Source organism: Kitasatospora sp. NPDC001603, from assembly GCF_040298365.1.
In the GTDB taxonomy this organism is placed as follows: domain Bacteria; phylum Actinomycetota; class Actinomycetes; order Streptomycetales; family Streptomycetaceae; genus Kitasatospora.
Map to the genome: position 1 here is coordinate 26419 of NZ_JBEPAA010000013.1, position 22234 is coordinate 48652.

Annotated in this window: 2 protein-coding genes; both read left to right on the plus strand. The window is 76.2% G+C overall.

All coding sequences use genetic code 11. The features are described from left to right. Positions 1-12486, plus strand: a complete 12486-nt coding sequence (locus tag ABT263_RS11430; RefSeq protein WP_352290084.1) for a non-ribosomal peptide synthetase — start codon at positions 1-3, stop codon at positions 12484-12486. Further along, a complete protein-coding gene (locus ABT263_RS11435) occupies positions 12483-22223 on the plus strand; it encodes a non-ribosomal peptide synthetase (protein ID WP_352290086.1) in 9741 nt (3246 codons plus the stop codon). Before ABT263_RS11430 ends, ABT263_RS11435 begins: the two co-directional genes overlap by 4 nt. The last annotated feature ends 11 nt before the right edge of the window (positions 22224-22234 follow it).

Genomic DNA, 22234 nt, shown 5'->3' on the forward strand with positions numbered 1-22234 from the left:
ATGCCTCAGGCGGGCACCAACACCACGCAGGTCGAGCCGGCCGCAGTCCTCCAGGAGCTGACGGCGGCACAGGCAGGGGTACTCGCCGCACAGCGGATCGACCCGGACAACCCGGCCTACAACGTCGGCCAGTACGTCGAGATCACCGGGCCGTTCGACCCCGCGCTGCTGGAGCGGGCGCTGCGCCGGACCCTCGCCGAGGCCGACGGCCTGCATGTCCGGCTCGCCGAGCACGAGGGCCGCACCGTCCAACTGCCCACCGCCTTCGACGCCGAGGCCTGGCAGCTGCCCCGGCTCGACACCAGCGCCGCCGCCGACCCGGTGGCCGCCGCCACCGCGCTCGTCCGGGCCCAACTCGCCGTCCCGACCCCGCTGGAGGGCCCCGAGGCCGGCCCGCTGCACGGCGCCCTGCTGGTCCGGGTCGGCGAGCAGCGCCACCTCTGGTTCCAGTGGTTCCACCACCTGGTCGTCGACGGCTACAGCGTCGCGCTCCTCACCCGCCGGGTCGCCGAGGTGTACACCGCCCTCGCCGCCGGCACCGACGTGCCCGACAGCCCGCTGCGCCCGCTCGCCGTCCTGGTGGAGGCCGAGCGCGAGTACCTCGCCGGCCCCGCCGCCGCCGAGGGCCGGGAGTACTGGAACGCCCGCTTCGCGGACCGCCCCGCCGTCGTCGGCCTCACCGAGGCGACCGCCCAGGCCGCGCCCGCCGCCCGGTACCACCGCGTCGAGCTGACCGCCGAGGACTCGGCCGCCGTCCTCGTCTCGGCCCGGGCGGCCCGCGCGACCTGGGCCGAGGCGGCCGCCGCGGCCCTCGCCGGCTACCTGCACCTGATGACCGGGACGCCGGACGTCGTGCTCGGCATGCACTTCATGGCCCGCACCGCCCCGGGCACCCTGCGGGTGCCCGGCATGGCCGTCAACATCCTGCCCGTACGGATCGCCGTCGCCGGGACGGACAGCCACACCGGGCTGATGCGCCGCGCCGCCGCCGAGCTCACCGCGACCCGCCGCCACCAGCGCCACCGGGGCGAGGAGATCCGCCGCGACCTCGGCCTGGTCGGCACCGACCACCGGCTCCACGGGCCGCTGCTCAACATCAAGCCCTTCGACCTCGCGCTGGACTTCGCGGGCAGCCCCGGACAGACCGTCACCCTGGCCTCCGGCCCGGTCGACGACCTCTCGCTGTCCGTCACCAAGACCCCGGACGACCGGCTGGTGCTGGAGTTCGGGGCCAACCCGGAGCTCTACACCCGGGCCGCGCTGGAACTGCACGCCGACCGCTGCGCCGGCCTGCTCGCCCGACTCGCCGCCGACCCGGAGCGGCCGATCGGCGACCAGCCGCTGCTCGCCGACGCCGAGCGGGCCGCCGTGCTGCACGACTGGAACGCCACCGCCCGGGAGGTCCGCGAGGGCACCCTGGTCAGCCGGATCGCCGAGCGCGCCGCCGCCACGCCGCAGGCCCCCGCCGTCGTCTTCGAGGGCGAGACGCTCAGCTACGCCACGCTCGCCGAGCGCTCCGACGCGCTGGCCCGCTCGCTGGTCGCCGCCGGCGCCGGCCCGGAGACCGTGGTCGCCGTGGCCGTGCCGCGCTCCGCCGACCTGATGGTCGCCCTGCTCGCCGTCCTCAGGGCCGGCGCCGCCTACCTGCCGCTGGACGCCGACTACCCGGCCGACCGGCTCGCCCACATGATCGAGGACGCCCGCCCGGTCCGCGTCGTCACCGTCCCCGAGGTGCTGGACCGGCTGCCGGAGAGCGCCCGCGCCGCCGCCGTCCTGATCGGCCCCGGCCACACCCCCGCCGGCGCCACCACGACCGCCCTGCCCGCCGTCGACCCCGACTCCGCGGCCTACGTCATCTACACCTCCGGCTCCACCGGCCGCCCCAAGGGCGTCGTGATCCCGCACCGCGCCATCGTCAACCGGCTGGCCTGGATGCAGCACGCCTACCGCCTCACCCCCGAGGACCGCGTCCTGCAGAAGACCCCCGCCAGCTTCGACGTCTCGGTCTGGGAGTTCTTCTGGGCGCTCTGCGAGGGCGCCGCCGTCGTCCTGGCCCGCCCCGAGGGCCACAAGGACCCGGCCTACCTCGCCGCCCTGATCGCCGACACGGGCGTCACCACCCTGCACTTCGTGCCGTCCATGCTCCGCGCCTTCCTGGAGGAGCCGACCGCCGCCGCCGGCTGCGGCGGCCTGCGGCGCGCCTTCTGCTCCGGCGAGGCCCTGCCCGGCGACGTCGTCGAGCGCTGGTACGCCGCGCTGCCCGACGTCCCGCTGCACAACCTCTACGGGCCCACCGAAGCGGCCGTCGACGTCACCCACCACCCCACCGAGCCCGGCGCCGGCGTCGTCCCCATCGGACGCCCCGTCTGGAACACCCGCCTGTACGTGCTGGACGCCCGGCTGCGCCCCGCCCCGGTCGGCGCGCCCGGCGAGCTGTACCTGGCCGGCGTCCAGCTGGCCCGCGGCTACCTGGGCCGCCCCGGCCTGACCGCCGAGCGCTTCGTCGCCTCCCCGTTCGCCGACGGCGAGCGGCTCTACCGCACCGGCGACCTCGTCCGCTGGGCCCCCGACGGCACCGTCGAGTACCTCGGCCGCACCGACGACCAGGTCAAGGTCCGCGGCTTCCGGATCGAACTCGGCGAGATCGAGGCCGCCCTGGAGGCGCTGCCCGGGGTCGCCCAGGCCGCCGTCACCGCCCGCGAGCTCACCCCCGGCGGCGCCCGCCAACTGGTCGGCTACGTCGCGCCGGCCCCCGCCGACCCGGACGACCTGCTGGCCGCCCTGGCCGCCACCCTGCCCGAGCACATGGTCCCGGCCGTCCTGGTCGGCCTCGACGCGCTCCCGCTGAGCCTCAACGGCAAGCTCGACCGCAAGGCGCTGCCGGCCCCCCGGCAGGCCGGCGACGGCGCCGCCCGCGCCCCGCGCACCGAGACCGAGCGGATCCTCACCGACCTCGTCGCCGAGGTCCTCGGCCTGGACACGGTCGGCGTCGACGCCAACTTCTTCTCCCTCGGCGGCGACAGCATCTCCGCCATCCAGCTCGGCAGCCGGGCCCGCCGGGCCGGCCTCGCCCTCACCCCCCGGGTGGTCTTCGAACGGCGCACCGTCGCCCGGATCGCCGCCGTCGCCGAGCAGACCGCCCCGGCGGTCCGCCGGCCCGGCGTCGAGGGCACCGGCCCGCTGCCCGCCACCGCGATCAGCTCCTGGCTCCGCGAGCGCGGCGGCCCGGTCACCCGGTTCAGCCAGCACACCGTGGTCACCGTCCCGGCCGGCCTCGACCGCGCCCGGCTCACCGCCGCCCTGGACACCCTGACCGACCACCACGACGCCCTGCGGCTGCGCCTGGACATCGCCGCCGACGGCACCTGGACCCAGCAGATCCGGCCCGCCGGCAGCGCCCCCGCCGCCGAGCGGCTGCGCCACCTCACCGTCGCCCCGGCCGAGCTGTCCGCCGCCGCCGCGATCGAGCGCGAGGCCGCCGTCGACCGGCTCGACCCCGAACAGGGCGTCGTGCTGCAGGCCGTCCACCTGGACGCCGGCCCGGACACCGACGGCCTGCTCGTCCTCGCCGCCCACCACCTGGCCGTGGACGGCGTCTCCTGGCGCATCCTGCTCCCCGACCTGCGCGCCGCCTACGAGGGCCGCCCGCTCGACCCGGTCGCCACCTCGCCGCGCGGCTGGGCCCTCGGCCTCGCCGAGGCGGCCACCGGCGACCGGATCCGCGCCGAACTGCCCGGCTGGCAGGCCGTGCTGGCCGACGGCGCCGGCCCGCTGCTCGGCGACCGCCCGCTCGACCCGGCCCGCGACACCGCCGCCACCACCCGCCGGCTGCGCCTCACGCTGCCCGCCGCCCGCACCGCCCCGCTGCTCACCGCGGTGCCCGCCACCCACCGGGCCGGCGTGGACCACACCCTGCTCGCCGGTCTCGCGCTCGCCCTGCTCGGCCGCCGCCGTGACCGGCACGGCGCCGGCGCCCGCGCCGACCTGCTGCTGCGGCTGGAGGGCCACGGCCGCGAGGACCAGCTCGTCCCCGGCGCCGACACCACCCGCACCGTGGGCTGGCTGACCACCGAGTTCCCGGCCCGCCTCGACCTGGCCGGCCTGGACCTCGACGAGGCGCTGACCGGTGGCGCCGCCGCCGGCCGCGCCCTGGCCCTGGTCAAGGAGCAGCTGCGGGCCCTGCCCAACGCCGGCGCCGGCTACGGCCTGCTCCGCCACCTGGACCCGGTCTCCGGCCCCGCCCTGGCCGACGCCGACCAGCCGCAGCTGCTCTTCAACTACCTCGGCCGCTTCACCGCGGACGGCGCGCACTGGACCGTCGCCCGCGAGGCCGGCGACGCCGTCGCGGCCGGCGCCGACCCCGCGCTGCCCACCGCCCACGCCCTGGAGGTCGGCGCCTTCGTCCACGACGGCCCCGACGGCGCCGAACTCGCCGTCACCCTCTCCTGGCCGCACGGCGTCCTGACCGAGGAGGCCGTCCGCGACATCGCCGAGCGCTGGTTCGCCGCGCTGGACGCCCTCGCCGCGTACGCCGCCCGGCCGGACGCCGGCGGGCTCACCCCCAGCGACGTCCCGCTGGCCGCCGTCAGTCAGCCGCTGCTGGACCGGATCGCGGCCGAACACCCCGGCACCGTCGACGTCCTGCCGCTCTCCCCGCTCCAGGAGGGCCTGCTCTTCCACGCCCTCTACCAGCGCGAGGAGGGCACCGACGACCTCTACACCTCGCTCACCTCGCTGGACCTGCGCGGCCCACTGGAGCGGCCGGCCCTGCGCCGCGCCGTGGACGCCGTGGTCAACCGGCACTCCGCGCTGCGCTCCGGCTTCACCGCGATCGGCGAGCACCCGCTCCAGCTGGTGGCGGACACCGTCACGGTGCCCTGGACCGAGCACGACCTCACCGCCCTGCCCGCCGACCGGCGCGACGCCGCGGTCGCCGGGATCGAGGACGAGGAGGCCTCCCGCCGGTTCGACCTCGCCCGGCCGCCGCTGGTGCGCTGCGCGCTCGTCACCCTCGGCGCGGACCACCACCGCCTGGTGCTGACCCGCCACCACATCGTGATGGACGGCTGGTCCACCCCGGTCCTGCTGCGCGAGCTGGTCACCGCCTACGGCGACGGCGGCGCGAGCGCCGCGCTGCCCGCCACCACCCCGTACGCCGACCACCTCGGCTGGCTGGCCGCCCGGGACGCCGGCGCCGACACGCTCGCCTGGCGCGAGGCGCTGGCGGGCCTGGAGGCGCCGACCCTGCTCGCCGACACCCTGGGCCGCCCGGCCGGCGGCCCGGCCGCCGCCGGCGCCGAGATCCACCTGCCGCTGTCCGCCGAGCTCGCGGCGGCGCTCACCGGCACCGCCCGGGCGCACGGACTCACCCTCAACACCCTGGTCCAGGGCGCCTGGGCGATCCTGCTCGGCCGTCTCACCGGCCGCGCGGACGTGGTCTTCGGCGCCACCGTCTCCGGCCGTCCCGGCGACCTGCCCGGCGTGGAGTCCATGGTCGGCCTGTTCAGCAACACCGTGCCGGTCCGCTTCCGCCCCGAGGAGGACGAGCCCGCCGTCGAGGCGCTCACCCGGCTGCAGGCCCAGCAGTCCGCGCTGCTCGACCACCAGTACCTCGGCCTGGCCGACATCCAGGCGCTCGCCGGGCACGGCACCCTCTTCGACACCCTGCTGGTCTTCGAGAACTACCCGGTCGACCCCGACCGGCTGACCGCCCGCGGCCTGCGGGTCGCCGGCATCGGCAACCGGGGCGCCACCCACTACCCGCTGACCGTGCTCACCCTCCCCGGCGAGGCGCCGCGGCTCACCGTCGAGTACCGCGCCGACGTGTTCACCGCCGAGCAGGCCGCCGCCGTCGGCGCCCGCCTGCTGCGGGTGCTGGAGACCGTCGCCACCCGGCCCGGGACGCCCGTCGGCGAGCTGGAGATCCTGGACGGGCGGGAGCGCGACACGCTGCTGCACGGCTGGAACGCCACCGGCCGCGAGGTCCCCGCCGGGACGGTCGTCGACGCCTTCGAGGCCCGCGCCGCCGCCACCCCCGACGACACCGCCGTGGTCTTCGGCGACCGGCGCCTGAGCTACGCCGAGCTGGCCGGGCGGGTCGAGCTGACCGCCCGCCACCTCGCCGCGCTCGGCGCCAGCCCCGGCCGGGTGGTCGCGCTGGCGCTGCCCCGCTCGGCCGAGCTGGTGGCCGCCCTGCTCGGGGTGCTGAAGTCGGGCGCCGCGTACCTGCCGGTCGACCTCGACCACCCGGACGAGCGGATCGCGCTGATGCTCGCCGACGCCGAACCGCTGGTCACCCTGACCACCGACGAGGTCGCCCGCACCCGCCCGGTCCTCGCCGGGCACGGCCTGGGCACCCTGACCACCGGCCGGCTCGGCGCGCTGGACGCCGACCCCGTCCGCCCCGACCCCGACGACCTCGCCTACGTCATCCACACCTCCGGCTCCACCGGCCGCCCCAAGGGCGTCCAGGTGCCGCACCGCGGCCTGGCCAACATGCTGGAGCACCACGGCGGGACGGTCTTCGCCCGGGCCGAGCGGGCCGCCGGCGGCCGTCGGCTGCGGGCCGCGCACACCGCGTCGTTCTCCTTCGACTCCTCCTGGGAGCAGCTGCTCTGGCTGATCCGCGGCCACGAGCTGCACGTCTACGGCGAGGACCTGCGCCGCGACCCGCAGGCCCTGGTCGCCCGGCTGCTCGCCGACCGGATCGACACCCTGGACGTCACCCCGTCGTTCGGCCAGCAGCTGGTCGAATGGGGCCTGCTCGACTCGGCGGAGCACCGCCCGCTGCTCTTCCTGGTCGGCGGCGAGGCCGTCGGCGACGCCCTGTGGAGCCGGATCCGCGACACCGAGGGCGTGCTCGGCCACAACTTCTACGGCCCGACCGAGTACACCGTCGACACCCTGGGCGCGGCCCTGGACGAGAGCCCCACCCCGTGCGTCGGCCGGCCGATCGGCAACACCCGGGTCTACGTGCTGGACGCCCGGCTGCGGCCCGTCCCGGCCGGGGTCCCCGGCGAGCTGTACATCGCCGGCGAGGGCCTGGCCCGCGGCTACGGCAACCGCCCCGGCCTGACCGCCGGCCGCTTCGTCGCCTGTCCGTTCGGCGACGGCATGGGGACACCCCCGGCCGGAGGCGGGGGGAGGATGTACCGCACCGGCGACGTGGTCCGCTGGCGCGGCGACGGCACGCTGGACTACCTGGGCCGCGACGACGACCAGGTGAAGATCCGCGGCTTCCGGATCGAGCCCGGCGAGGTCGAGGCCGCGCTGGCCGCCCTGCCCGGCGTGGCCCAGGCCGCCGTGCTGGCCCGCGCCACCGCCACCGGCGTCAAGCGGCTGATCGGCTACGTCGTGCCCGCCCCCGGCGGCGAGGCCGACCCGGCCGCCCTGCGCCGGACGCTGGCCGGGTCGCTGCCCGAGTACATGGTCCCGGCCGCGATCGTGCCGCTGCCGGTGCTGCCGCTGAACGTCAACGGCAAGCTGGACCGGCACGCCCTGCCCGAGCCGGAGGCGAGCGCCTTCGCGGCGCCCGCCGGCCGCGCCCCGCGCGACGAGCGCGAGGCCGTGGTCTGCGGCGTCTTCGCCGAGGTGCTCGGCCTGCCGCAGGCCGGGGTCGAGGACGACTTCTTCGACCTCGGCGGCCACTCGCTGCTCGCCACCCGCGTGGTCGGCCGGCTCCGCGCCGCGCTGCGGGTCGAGGTCGCCGTGCGGGACCTCTTCGAGAGCCGCACCGCCGCGGCCCTGGCCGCCCGGCTGGCCACCGCCGCCACCGGCCGCCCCGCCCCGGCCGCGCGGCCCCGCCCCGAGCCGCTGCCGCTCTCCGCCGCGCAGGCCCGGCTCTGGTTCCTGTACCGGCTGGAGGGCCCCAGCACCGCGTACACCATCCCGTGCGCGCTGCGGATCGACGGCGCCGTCGACACCGACGCGCTGCGCGCCGCCTTCGCTGACGTCCTGGCCCGGCACGAGGCGCTGCGGACGGTCTTCCCCGACCGGGACGGCCGGCCCCACCAGCGGATCCTGACCCCCGAGCAGGCCGGCGTGCCCTTCACCGTGGAGGAGGTCGCCGCGGGCCGGCTCGACCGGGCGGTCGCCGCCGCCGGCGCCTACGCCTTCGAGCTCGCCGAGGAGATCCCGGTCCGCGCCACCCTGCTCCGCACCGGGCCGCAGCGGTCGGTGCTGAGCGTCGCGCTGCACCACATCGCGGGCGACGAGTGGTCCGAGGGGGTGCTGCTGCGCGACCTCGACCACGCCTACGCCGCCCGCCTGGCCGGCACGGCGCCGGTCTTCGAGCCGCTGCCGCTCCAGTACGCGGACCACGCGCTCTGGCAGGCCGACCTGCTCGCCGACCAGGACGGCAGCGCCGCCACCCAGGCCCGCTACTGGACGCGGCGGCTGGCCGACCTGCCGGCCGAACTCGCCCTGCCGACCGACCGGCCGAGGCCCGCCGAGGCCACCGGCCGGGGCGGCGCGGTACGGCTGCGGCTGCCCGACGCCCTCCACCGGGCGCTGCGCGGCTACGCCCAGCGCAGCGGCGCGACCCCGTTCATGGTCACCCAGGCGGCCGCCGCGCTGCTGCTCGGCGGGCTCGCCGGCACCACCGACGTGGCGCTCGGCACCCCGGTCGCCGGGCGCGCCGACGAGGTGCTGGAGCCGGTCGTCGGCTTCTTCGTCAACACCCTGGTGCTGCGTCACGACCTCTCCGGCGAGCCGACCTTCGACGACCTGGTGGCCCGCGCCCGGGAGACCGTGCTGGGCGCGCTCGCCCACCAGGACCTGCCGTTCGACCGGCTGGTCGAGATCGTCAACCCGGAGCGCTCGCTCGGCCGCCACCCGCTGTTCCAGGTGATGGTCCAGCACCGCAAGGAGGCCGGCGGCCTGGACCGCCTGCTGGGCGCCCGCACCACGCTGCTGCCCGACCCGGTGCACGCGGCCCGCTTCGACCTGGCCTTCACCTTCGTGGAGTCCGCCGACGGCGACCACACCGACCTGACCGTCATCTACGCCGACGACCTCTTCCACCGCTCCACCGGCCGGCTCTTCGGCGCCCGCCTGCTGCGGGTGCTGGAGCAGGCGCTGGCAGCGCCGGACCGCCCGGCCGCCCGGGTCGAGCTGACCGGCGCCCAGGAGCGCCGCGGCCTCGCGGGGGAGTGGAACGCCACCGACCGCGAGGTGGCGCCGGGCACCCTGGTGACCCGGATCGCCGAGCGGGTCGCCGCCACGCCCGACGCGGTCGCGGTGGCCTTCGAGGGAGCGGAGCTGACCTACCGCGGCCTGGACGAGCGGGCCGGCCGGCTGGCCCGCGTGCTCGCCGCGCACGGCGCCGGACCGGACCGGATCGTCGCGGTCGCCGTGCCGCGCTCGGTCGAGCTGATGGTCGCCCTGCTCGCGGTGCTCAAGTCCGGTGCCGCCTACCTGCCGCTGGACACCGAGTACCCGGCGGACCGGCTGGCCGCGATGGTCGAGGACGCCGCCCCGGTCTGTGTGCTCACCCTGCCCGGCACGGCCGGCGCGCTGCCGGCCGTCCCCGGCGTGCCGGTGCTCGGCGTCGACGCCGACGGGCCGCAGGCCGAGCCGGTCGCCCCGGAGCCGGAGCACCCCGCCTACGTGATCTTCACCTCCGGCTCGACCGGCCGCCCCAAGGGCGTCGTCGTCCCGCACCGGGCGGTCGTCAACCGGCTCGACTGGATGCGCGAGGTCTACAGCATCGCCCCGCAGGACCGGATCCTGCAGAAGACCCCGGCCGGCTTCGACGTGTCGGTCTGGGAGTTCTTCCTGCCGCTGGTCAGCGGCGCCCGGGTGGTCCTGGCCAGGCCCGGCGGCCACCGGGAGCCGGAGTACCTGGCCGCGCTCGCCGCCGGCGCGGGCATCTCCACCGCGCACTTCGTGCCCTCGATGCTCACCGCCTTCACCGCGGTGGCCGAGGCCGACCGCACCGTCCGCGACCGCTTCGCCGGCGTGCGCCGGGTGTTCTGCTCCGGCGAGGCGCTGCCGCCCGCGGCGGTCGAGCGCTTCGCGGCCCTCTGGCCGCAGATCGAGCTGCACAACCTCTACGGGCCCACCGAGGCCGCCGTGGACGTCACCTACCACCGCGCCTGGGCCGGCTCCGGCGTCGTCCCGATCGGACGCCCCGTCTGGAACACCCGCCTGTACGTGCTGGACGGCCGGCTGCGGCCGGTCCCGGTCGGCGTGCCCGGCGAGCTGTACCTGGGCGGTGTCCAGCTGGCCCGCGGCTACCTGGGCCGCCCCGGCCTGAGCGCCGGCCGGTTCGTCGCCGACCCGTTCGCCCGGGGCGAGCGCATGTACCGCACCGGAGACCTGGTCCGGCGGCTGGTCGACGGCGAGGTCGAGTACCTCGGCCGCACCGACGACCAGGTGAAGATCCGCGGCTTCCGGATCGAACTCGGCGAGGTGGAGGCCGCGCTGGCCGCCGCACCGGGCGTGGCCCAGGCGGCCGTCGCCGCCCGCGCCGTCACCGAGGGCGGCGCCCGCCAGCTGTTCGGCTACGTCGTCCCGCAGCCGGGCGCCTCGGTCGGCGGCGACGCCGTCCGCGTGGCGGTGGCCGCGGTGCTGCCCGAGCACATGGTCCCGGCCGCCGTCACCGTGCTGGACGCGCTGCCGCTGAGCGTCAACGGCAAGCTCGACCGCAAGGCGCTGCCCGACCCGGCCCGCCGCGCGGCCGCCGCCCCCGCGGCGGCCGGGCAGACCCCGGGCCGCTCGCTGGCCAGGGTCTTCGCCGAGGTGCTGGGCCTGCCCGAGGTCGGCGAGGAGGAGAACTTCTTCGCCCTCGGCGGCGACAGCATCGTCTCCATCCAGTTGGTCAGCCGGGCCCGCGCGGCCGGCTTCCCGATCGCCGCCAAGGACGTCTTCCAGTACCCGACTCCGGCCGCGCTCGCTGCCGCCAAGGGCCTGGGCACGCCCGCCGCACCCGCCCCCGCCGGCCCGTCGGCCTTCGCGCCGCCCGCCGACGGCGAGCTGCCCGTCCTGCCGGTGGTGCACTGGCTGCGCGAACGCGGCGGCCCGATCGACCGGTTCAACCAGTCCGTCCTGCTGACCGTCCCGGCCGGGCTGCGGGAGCAGCCCCTGCGGGACGCGCTGGCGGCCCTCGCCACCCGCCACCCGGCGCTGCGGCTGCGGCTGGACCGCACCGACGGCCTCTGGACCCAGGAGGTCCTGGCCGCCGACGCGGCCCCCGCCCTGACCGACCCGCGCACCCTGCGCCGGGTCGACGCCCGGGCCGCGCGGGAGGCGGGACCCGCCGGGTGGACCGCCCTGCTGACCCGCGAGGCGGACGCGGCCGCGGCGGCGCTCGACCCCGGCACCGGCCGGGTCCTTGGCGCCGTCTGGTTCGACGCCGGCCCGGACACCGACGGCCGGCTGCTGCTGACCGTCCACCACCTCGCCGTGGACGGCGTCTCCTGGCGCACCCTGCTGCCCGGCCTGCGCACCGCCTACGAGGCGCTGGCGGCCGGCGGCCGCCCGGCCCTCGAACCGGAGGCCCACAGCCTGCGGGCCTGGTCCGAGCAGCTGCTCGCGCACGCCCACGAGCGCGGCCGGATCGCCGAGGCCAGGCAGTGGCGGGAGGTCCTCGACGGTCCGGCCGGGCCGCTCGGCGGCCTCACCGCCGACCCGGCCCGGGACACCGTCGCCACCCTGCGCACGCTGCGCCGCACCCTGCCCGCCGACCGCACCGAGCCGCTGCTGACCGTCCTGCCGCAGTCCTTCGGCGCCGGCGTGGACGACGTGCTGCTGGCCGGCCTCGCCCTCGGCGTGGCCGCCGCCCGCCCGGGCGCCGCACCGGCCGTCCGGGTCGACCTGGAGGGCCACGGCCGGGGCGGCAGCGAGGCGGCCGGGCTCACCCCTGACCTCGCCCGCACCGTCGGCTGGTTCACCACCGTGCACCCCGTCCGGCTCGACCTGACCGGGCTGGACCCGGCCGAGGCGATGACCGGCGGCGCGCTCACCGGCCAGGCGCTCAAGCAGGTCAAGGAGCAGCTGCGGGCCGCCCCCGACCGGGGCCTGGGCTTCGGCCTGCTGCGCCACCTCAACGCGCAGACCGCGCCGCTGCTGGCCGCGGTGCCCCGCTCCGAGGTGCTGTTCAACTACCGCGGCCGGACGGACACCGGCGCCGGACCGCAGGGCGGCTGGGCGTTCGCCCCGCAGGACGAGCGCACCGCCGTCGCCGCCGCGGCCGGCCCCGACCGGCTGATGCCGGCCGGCTACCCGCTGGAGATCGACGCGGTCGTCGCCCCCGGCCCCGACGGCCGCCCGGAGCTGACGGTCGAGTGGAGCTGGCCGGGCGCGCTGTTCGGCGAGGACGAGGTGGCGGCGCTGGCCGACTCCTGGTTCGCCGCGCTCGACGCGCTCGCCCGGCACGCCGCCGGCGGCGACGCGGGCGGGGTGACGCCGTCCGACCTCGACCTCGTCCGGCTCAAGCAGACCCAGATCGACCGGCTGGAGTCGCGGCTGCGCAGGCGCCGCCGATGAGCCGCGAACCGGGCGGCGCCGCCGCCCCCGACCCCACCGACCGCCACCCCACCCCCAGGACCGAGAACCCCGTGACGAACGACTCCACCGCACCGATCGACGACTCGCAGGCCCAGGCCCCGGCCGCGTCGGCCCTGGAGGACGTCTACCCGCTCTCCTCCTTGCAGGAGGGGCTGCTCTTCCACGCGCTCTACGACGACGAGGCGCGCGACGTCTACGTCGTGCAGTCGCACCTCGACCTGGCCGGCCCGGTCGACGGCGCCCGGCTGGCCGCCGCCGTCGACGCGCTGCTGGTGCGGCACGCCAACCTGCGCGCCGGGTTCTGGTACGAGGACCCGGAGGCGGTCGTCCAGTTCGTCCAGCGCGAGGTGGAGACCCCGCTGCGGGTGGTCGACCTGACCGCCCCGGCCGGGGCGGAGCAGGACGCCGCGGTACTGGCCGCGATGGACGAGGACTGGCACCACCGGTTCGAGCTGGACGCCCCGCCGCTGCTGCGGCTGGCCCTGCTCCGGCTGGGGCCGGACCGCTCCCGGCTCGTCATCACCTGCCACCACCTGCTGCTCGACGGCTGGTCGATGCCGATCCTGGTGCGCGAGCTGCTGGCGCTCTACGGGTCGGCCGGCGACCTCGCCGCGCTGCCCGCCGTCCGCCCCTACAAGGACCACCTGGCGCTGCTCGCCACCCGCGACACCGCCGCCGCCGAGGCCGCCTGGGGCGCCGCGCTGGCCGGCTTCGCCCAGACCCACCCGGTCGCGCCGGGCGCCGGCGTCGCCACCGCCGTCGAACCGGCCGTGGTCACCCTGCACGCCGAGCGCGAGCTCTCCGCCGCCGTCGCCGAGGCCGCCCGCGGCCGGGGCCTGACCCTCGGCAACCTCGCCCACACCCTCTGGGGCGTCCTGCTCGGCTCGCTCACCGGCACCGCCGACGTGGTCTTCGGCACCACGGTCTCCGGCCGCCCCGACGACCTGCCCGGCGCCGACACCATGGTCGGCCTCTTCATCAACACCGTGCCGGTGCGCGTGCGGCTCGCCCCCGGCGCCACCCTGGCCGGCGCCGCCGCCGCCGTCCAGCGCGAGCAGGCCGAGCTGATCGCCCACCAGCACCTCGGCCTCGGTGCCATCCAGCGGCTCGCCGACGTCGAGGGCGCGCTGTTCGACACCCTGCTCGTGGTCGAGAACTACCAGGGCGGCGGCGACGCGCTCCGTACGAGCCTGGGCACCGTCGAGGGCCTGGCCGTCACCGCGCTCGGCGCCCGCGACGCCACCCACTACCCGCTGGGCCTGACCGTGCTGCCCGGCGAGCGGCTGCGGCTGGAGCTGGAGTACCGGCCCGAGCTGTTCACCGAGGCCGAGGCCGGCCGGATCGCCGACCGCTTCCTGCGCCTGCTCGCCGCGTTCGCCGCCGACCCGGACACCCCGCTCGCCCGGCTGGACCTGCTCGACGCCGCCGAGCGCGCCGCGCTGCCCGCCACCGTCTCCGGCGGCGAGCACCGCGTCCCGGACGCCACCGCCGCCGACCTGTTCGCCGACCGGGCCGCCCGCACCCCGGACGCCCGGGCCCTGGTCGGCCCCGGCCTGACCGGCGGCCCGGCCCCCGTCCAGCTCTCCTTCGCCGAACTGGACGCCGCCGCCGACCGGCTGGCCCGGCTGCTGCGCGCCCACGGCCTGGGCGCCGACGACATCGCCGCCCTCGCGCTGCCGCGCTCCGCCGAGTCGGTCACCGCGCTGCTCGCCGTCCTGCGGGCCGGCGCCGCCTACCTGCCGATCGACCTCGACCACCCGGACGAGCGGCTCGCCCTGCTCCTGGCGGACGCCCGCCCCGCCGTCGTCCTGACCACCGCCCAGGTCGCCGCCCGGCTGCCCGAGGTGCCCGGCGCCGCCGTCCTGCTGCTGGACGACCCGCGGACCGCCGCCGACCTCGCCGCGCTGCCCGCCGGCCCGCTCACCGACGCCGAGCGCGGCGGTCCCGTCCACCCCGACGCCGCCGCGTACGTCATCCACACCTCCGGCTCCACCGGCCGGCCCAAGGGCGTGGTGATCCCGCACCGCGGCCTCGGCAACCTGATCCACGACCACCTGGCCACCACCTTCGCCGACGCGCTGCGCGCCACCGGCCGGGCCCGGCTGCGCGCCCTGCACACCGCCTCGTTCTCCTTCGACTCCTCGTGGGAGCAGCTGATCTGGCTGATCGGCGGCCACGAGCTGCACGTCCTCGGCGAGGACGACCGCCGGGACGCCGAGGCGGTGGTCGGCTACACCCGCGCCCACCGCGTCGACGCCCTCGACGTCACCCCCTCGTACGCCCAGCAGCTGCTTGACAGCGGCCTGCTGGCCGGCGAGCACCGCCCGGCGGTGCTGCTGCTCGGCGGCGAGGCGCTGCCCGAGCCGCTCTGGACCAGGCTGCGCGGCGAGGCGGGCGTCACCGCCGTCAACTACTACGGCCCGACCGAGTTCACCGTCGACGCCCTGGTCGCCGACCTGGCGGACAGCGCCGCCCCGGTCATCGGCCGCCCGCTGCGCGGGACCCGCGCCCACGTGCTGGACGGCCTGCTGCGGCCGGTCCCGGCCGGCGTGCCCGGTGAGCTGTACCTGGCCGGCCCGCAGCTGGCCCGCGGCTACCTGGACCGGCCCGGCCTGACCGCCGGCCGGTTCGTCGCCGACCCGTTCGCCCCGGGCGAGCGCATGTACCGCACCGGAGACCTGGTCCGCCGCCGGGCCGACGGCGAGGTCGAGTACCTCGGCCGCACCGACGACCAGGTGAAGATCCGCGGCTACCGGATCGAACTCGGCGAGATCGAGGCCGCGCTGGCCGGGCAGCCGGGCGTGGCCCAGGCCGCCGTGCTGGTCCGGCCCGGCGCCGTCCGGCGCATCGTCGCCTACGCCGTCCCCGCCAAGGGCGCCCTGCTCGACACCGAGGAACTCCACCGGGCGCTCGCCGCCCGGCTGCCGGAGTACATGGTGCCGTCCGCCTTCGCCGTGCTGGACGCGCTGCCGCTGACCGTCAACGGCAAGCTCGACCGGGCCGCACTGCCCGACGAGGCGCTCGCCTACACCGGCCTGGCGGCCGGCCGGGACGCCGGCTCCGAGACCGAGCAGCTGCTCTGCGACCTGTACGCGGAGGTCCTCGGCCTGCCGCGGGCCGGCGTCGAGGACGACTTCTTCCGCCTCGGCGGCGACAGCATCTCCTCGATCCGGCTGATCGGCGCCGCCCGCGCCGAGGGGCTCTCGCTCAGCCCGCGCGACGTGTTCGAGGGCCGCACCCCGGCCGCCCTCGCCGAGCTGGCCGACCGCCGCGAGGCGGCCGGCGCCGCCCCGGAGCTGCCCGAGCTGCCCCCGGCGACCGAGGCCGAACTGGCCCTCGTCCGCGCCGCCGTGCCCAAGCTGGAGATCGAGGACGTCTGGCCGGTCTCCCCGCTCCAGGAGGGCCTGCTCTTCGAGGCCGGGTACGACGAGCAGGCGCTGGACGTCCACACCTCGCGCGACGTGCTCTCGCTGACCGCCCGGATCCCGCTGGAGGTGCTGCGCGCCGCCGTGGCCGCCGTGCTGGACGGCCACCCCAACCTGCGGGCCGGCTTCCTCCAGGACGGCCTGGAGCGCCCGGTGCAGTTCCTGCCGCGCGCCGTCGACGTCCCGCTCACCGAGGTCGACCTGTCGGCGCTCGGCACGGACGACTTCGAGGCCGAACTGCGCCTCCTCAAGGAGCGCGAGGCGTTCACCCGCTTCGACCTCGCCGCGCCGCCGCTGCTGCGGCTGGTCTCGGTGCTCGCCCCCGACGGCGGTCAGCGCGTCCTGATCACCAACCACGCGCTGCTCTGGGACGGCTGGTCCTCCGGGCTCTTCCTCCAGGAGGTGCTGACCCGCTGCGCCGGCGAGCGCCCGCCGGCCGCCGGTCTGCCCTACCGGGACTTCCTGCGCTGGCTGGCCGGCCAGGACCAGGAGGCAGGCCGGGCCGCCTGGCGCTCCGCGCTGGAGGGCCTGGCCGAGCCGACGCTGCTCGCCCCGCAGGCCCGCGAGCGGGCCGCGCTGCTGCCGGAGGAGGTCGTCGTCGAGGCCCCCGCCGGGCTCGGCGAGCGGCTGGCCGCCTTCGGCCGGGAGCACGGCCTGACCCTCAACACCGTGCTCTCCGGCGCCTGGGGCCTGCTGCTGGCCGGTCTGACGGCCCGCGAGGACGTGGTGTTCGGCGCCACCGTCTCCGGCCGCCCGGCCGAGCTGCCCGGCATCGACGCCACCATCGGCATGTTCCTCAACACGGTGCCGGTCCGGGCCCGGCTGGACGGCGAGGAGGGCGTCGCCGCCTTCCTCACCCGCCTCCAGGACGAGCAGAGCGCTCTGCTGGCGCACCATCAGACCGGGCTGGGCGAGATCCAGCGCGGCACCGGCTTCGGCCGGCTGTTCGACACCCTCCAGGTGCTCCGCAACACCCCGGCCGACGAGGGCCTGCGGGACCGCCTGCGCGAGCGCCTCGGCCTGCGCCAGGTGACGGACGTCGACGCGACGCACTTCCCGCTGATCTTCATCACCAACCCCGGCGAGCACCTCACCTTCGAGTGGAAGTACCGCCCGGACGTCTTCGAGCGGGCCGTCGTCGAGGAGCACGCCGAGCGGCTGCTGGCCCTCCTGGAGCAGATCCTGGAGCGCCCCGACCGCCCGGTTCGCACCTTGGATGTGTTGACGGTGCGTGAGCGCGGTCTGGTGTTGGGGGAGTGGGTGGCGACGGGTCGTGGGTTGCCGGAGGCGACGGTGGCGGATCTGCTGGCGGAGCGTGCGTCGGCGGTGCCGGGTGAGACGGCGTTGGTGTTCGGTGGGGTGTCGTGGTCGTACGCGGAGCTGGATGCCCGGGTGAACCGGTTGGCGCGGTTGTTCGTGGCGCGGGGGGCGGGGCCGGAGAGGGTGGTGGCGCTGGGGTTGCCGCGTTCGCTGGAGATGGTGGCGGCGTTGTTCGCGGTGCTGCGGACGGGTGCGGCGTATCTGCCGTTGGAGCTGGACTATCCGGTGGAGCGGTTGGCGTTCATGGTGGAGGACACCGCTCCGGTCTGCCTGGTGACGGATTCGACGGCTGCCGCGCTGATGCCGTCGTTCGGGGGTGTGCTGTTGTTGGACTCGCCGGAGGTGGTGGCGGAGTTGGCGGCGTTGCCGGAGGGTCCGCTGGGTGTGGTGGTGGATCAGGACAGTCCGGCGTATGTGATCTTCACCTCGGGTTCGACGGGTCGGCCGAAGGGTGTGGTGACGCCGTACCGGGGTCTGACGAACATGCAGTTGAACCATCGTGAGGCGATCTTCGATCCGGTGGTCGAGTCCGCGGGTGGTCGCCGGCTGCGGATCGCGCACACCGTCTCGTTCTCCTTCGACATGTCCTGGGAGGAACTGCTCTGGCTGGTCGAGGGCCATGAGGTGCACGTCCTGGACGAGGCCCTGCGCCGCGACGCCCAGGGCCTGGCCGACTACTTGGACGTCCACGGGATCGATGTCATCAACGTGACGCCCTCGTACGCGCAGGCGCTGGTGGAGGCCGGTCTGCTGGACGAGGACCGGCACCGTCCGGTGCTGGTGCTGCTGGGTGGTGAGGCGGTGGCGGAGACGCTCTGGACCAGGCTGCGCGAGACGCCGGGAGTCATGGGCTACAACTTGTACGGGCCGACCGAGTACACCATCAACACCCTCGGTGGCGGGACGCTGGACTCGGCGACCGCGACGGTGGGCCGGCCGATCTGGAACACCCGGGCGTACGTTCTGGACGCCTGTCTGCGGCCGGTTCCGGTGGGTGTGGCGGGCGAGCTGTACGTGTCGGGTGTGGGTCTGGCGCGGGGTTACCTCAACCGGGCGGGGCTGACGGCGGAGCGTTTCGTCGCGGACCCGTTCGGCGAGCCCGGGGGCCGGATGTACCGCACCGGCGATGTGGTGCGCTGGCGTCAGGACGGTCTGCTGGACTTCCTCGGTCGTGCCGACGACCAGGTGAAGATCCGCGGCTACCGGGTCGAGCCCGGCGAGATCGAGGACGCCATCGCCCTGGAGGCGGCCGTGGCCCAGGCCGCCGTGCTGGTCCGCGAGGACACCCCCGGCGTCAAGCGCCTGGTCGCCTACCTCGTCCCCGCCGCGACGGCCGTGGACCTCGCCGCCGTCCGCAACGAACTCGCCGCCCGGCTGCCCGAGTACATGGTGCCGTCGGCGTTCGTGGTGCTCGACGAGCTGCCGCTGACCGTCAACGGCAAGCTCGACCGCAAGGCCCTCCCCGCGCCCGCCGGCACCGGGACCGGCCCCGGCCGCGCCCCGCGCGACGCCCGGGAGGAGATCCTCTGCGGCGCCTTCGCCGAGGTGCTCGGCCTCACCGAGGTCGGCCCCGAGGACCACTTCTTCGACCTCGGCGGCCACTCCCTGCTGGCCACCCGGCTGATCGGCCGGGTCCGCGCACTGCCCGGCGGCGCCGGGCTCACCGTCCGCGACCTCTTCGAGGCACCCACCCCGGCCGGCCTCGCCCACCGGGCCGGCGCCGGCGACGACCCGCGCCCCGCCCTGGGCCGCCGCGAGCGCCCGGCCGACCTGCCGCTCTCGCACGCCCAGCGCCGGATGTGGTTCCTGCAGAACCTCGACGACTCGGGCGCCACCTACAACGTGCCCCTGGTGGTGCGGGTCACCGGACCGCTGGACCGGGCCGCCCTCGGCGCCGCCGTCCGCTCGGTGACGCAGCGGCACGAGAGCCTGCGCACCGTCTTCACCGAGCGCGACGGCGACGTCCACCAGCGGATCCTGGAGGCCCCGGCGGCCGAGGCGGCCGTGCACCTGGTCCGCTCCTCCGAGTCGACGCTGGACGCCGACCTCCGGAGCGCCGTCCGGTACGGCTTCGACCTCTCCGCCGAACTGCCGCTGCGGGTCAGCCTGCTGGAGCTCGGCCCGGAGGACCACGTGGTGGTGGTGCTCTTCCACCACATCGCGGGCGACGAGTGGTCGATGCTCCCCTTCATCGAGGACCTCACCGGCGCCTACGCGGCGCACACCGACGGCCGCACCCCCGACTGGGCGCCGCTGCCGGTCCAGTACGCCGACTACACGCTCTGGCAGCAGGAGCTGCTCGGCTCGCCCGAGGACGAGCGGAGCCTGCACGCCCGGCAGGCCGGGTACTGGAAGCAGGCACTCGCCGGGCTGCCGGAGGAGCTGCCGCTGCCGACCGACCACCCGCGCCGTCCGGTGGCCGGCTACCGCGGCGACACCGTGCGCGGCCAGGTCCCCCCGGCCGTCTACCGCGGTCTGCGCGAGGCCGCCCGGGCGACCGGCACCACCACCTTCATGGTGCTCCAGGCGGCCGTGGCCACCCTGCTGCACCGCCTGGGCGCCGGTACGGACATCCCCCTCGGGGCGCCCGTCGCCGGGCGTTCCGACAGCGCGCTGGACGGGCTGGTCGGCTTCTTCGTCAACACGCTGGTCCTGCGCAACGACCTGTCCGGCGACCCGACCTTCGCCGAGCTGCTGACCCGCACCCGGGACACCGACCTGGCGGCCTTCGCCCACCAGGACCTGCCGTTCGACCGGCTGGTCGAGGCGGTCAACCCGCCGCGCGTGCCCGGCCGGCACCCGCTGTTCCAGGTGATGCTCGGCTACCAGCACAACGACGGCCAGGCCGGACGCCTGCTCGGCCTGGAGAGCCGGATCCTGCCCTTCGAGCTGGGCGCCGCGAAGTTCGAACTCGACTTCAACTTCGAGGAGACCTCCACCACGGAGGAGATCGACATCGCCTTCGAGTACGCGGCCGACCTCTACGACCGCACCACCGCCGAGGCCCTGGTCGAGCGGCTGCTGGCCCTGCTGGAGCAGGTCGCGGCCGACCCGGGCCGCCGGATCGGCGCCCTGGATGTGTTGACGGTGCGTGAGCGCGGTCTGGTGTTGGGGGAGTGGGTGGCGACGGGTCGTGGGTTGCCGGGGGCGACGGTGGCGGATCTGCTGGCGGAGCGTGCGGTGGCGGTGCCGGGTGAGACGGCGTTGGTGTTCGGTGGGGTGTCGTGGTCGTACGCGGAGCTGGATGCCCGGGTGAACCGGTTGGCGCGGTTGTTCGTGGCGCGGGGGGCGGGGCCGGAGAGGGTGGTGGCGCTGGGGTTGCCGCGTTCGCTGGAGATGGTGGCGGCGTTGTTCGCGGTGCTGCGGACGGGTGCGGCGTATCTGCCGTTGGAGCTGGACTATCCGGTGGAGCGGTTGGCGTTCATGGTGGAGGACACCGCTCCGGTCTGCCTGGTGACGGATTCGACGGCTGCCGCGCTGATGCCGTCGTTCGGGGGTGTGCTGTTGTTGGACTCGCAGCAGGAGGTGGCGGAGTTGGCGGCGTTGCCGGAGGGTCCGCTGGGTGTGGTGGTGGATCAGGACAGTCCGGCGTATGTGATCTTCACCTCGGGTTCGACGGGTCGGCCGAAGGGTGTGGTGACGCCGTACCGGGGTCTGACGAACATGCAGTTGAACCATCGTGAGGCGATCTTCGATCCGGTGGTCGAGTCCGCGGGTGGTCGCCGGCTGCGGATCGCGCACACCGTCTCGTTCTCCTTCGACATGTCCTGGGAGGAACTGCTCTGGCTGGTCGAGGGCCATGAGGTGCACGTCCTGGACGAGGCCCTGCGCCGCGACGCCCAGGGCCTGGCCGACTACTTGGACGTCCACGGGATCGATGTCATCAACGTGACGCCCTCGTACGCGCAGGCGCTGGTGGAGGCCGGTCTGCTGGACGAGGACCGGCACCGTCCGGTGCTGGTGCTGCTGGGTGGTGAGGCGGTGGCGGAGACGCTCTGGACCAGGCTGCGCGAGACGCCGGGAGTCATGGGCTACAACTTGTACGGGCCGACCGAGTACACCATCAACACCCTCGGTGGCGGGACGCTGGACTCGGCGACCGCGACGGTGGGCCGGCCGATCTGGAACACCCGGGCGTACGTTCTGGACGCCTGTCTGCGGCCGGTTCCGGTGGGTGTGGCGGGCGAGCTGTACGTGTCGGGTGTGGGTCTGGCGCGGGGTTACCTCAACCGGGCGGGGCTGACGGCGGAGCGTTTCGTCGCGGACCCGTTCGGCGAGCCCGGGGGCCGGATGTACCGCACCGGCGATGTGGTGCGCTGGCGTCAGGACGGTCTGCTGGACTTCCTCGGTCGTGCCGACGACCAGGTGAAGATCCGCGGCTACCGGGTCGAGCCCGGCGAGATCGAGGACGCCATCGCCCTGGAGGCGGCCGTGGCCCAGGCCGCCGTGCTGGTCCGCGAGGACACCCCCGGCGTCAAGCGCCTGGTCGCCTACCTGGTGCCGGGTGAGGGTACCCTTATCGAGGCCGCCGCGGTCCGGCGTATGCTGGCCGCCCGGCTGCCCGAGTACATGGTGCCGTCGGCATTCGTGGTGCTCGACGAGCTGCCGCTGACCGTCAACGGCAAGCTCGACCGCAAGGCCCTCCCCGCGCCCAGCGCCACCGACTTCACCGCGTCGGGACCGCTGCGCGGACCGAGGTACCCGAGCGAGCAGGCCGTGCACGCGGCGTTCACCGACGTGCTGGGCCTGCCCGCACTCGGGATCGACGAGAACTTCTTCGACCTCGGCGGCCACTCGCTGCTCGCGATGTCGCTGCTCCAGCGGATCCGGGCGGAGTTCGCCGGTGACTTCGGCCTCGCCGACCTGCTGGCCCGGCCGACCGTGGCGGCGCTCGCCGAGTTCCTCGTCGACCGTCTCGTCACGGCCTCGCTCGGCGAGGAGCCTGAGAGCACGCCGGCCTGTTCCGGCTGACCGCCCGTCCA

Excerpts from the sequence above, each read along its gene's own strand:
- ABT263_RS11435 (WP_352290086.1), top strand. The coding sequence starts at position 12,483 with ATGAGCCGCGAACCGGGCGGCGCCGCCGCCCCCGACCCCACCGACCGC.
- ABT263_RS11430 (WP_352290084.1), top strand. The coding sequence starts at position 1 with ATGCCTCAGGCGGGCACCAACACCACGCAGGTCGAGCCGGCCGCAGTC.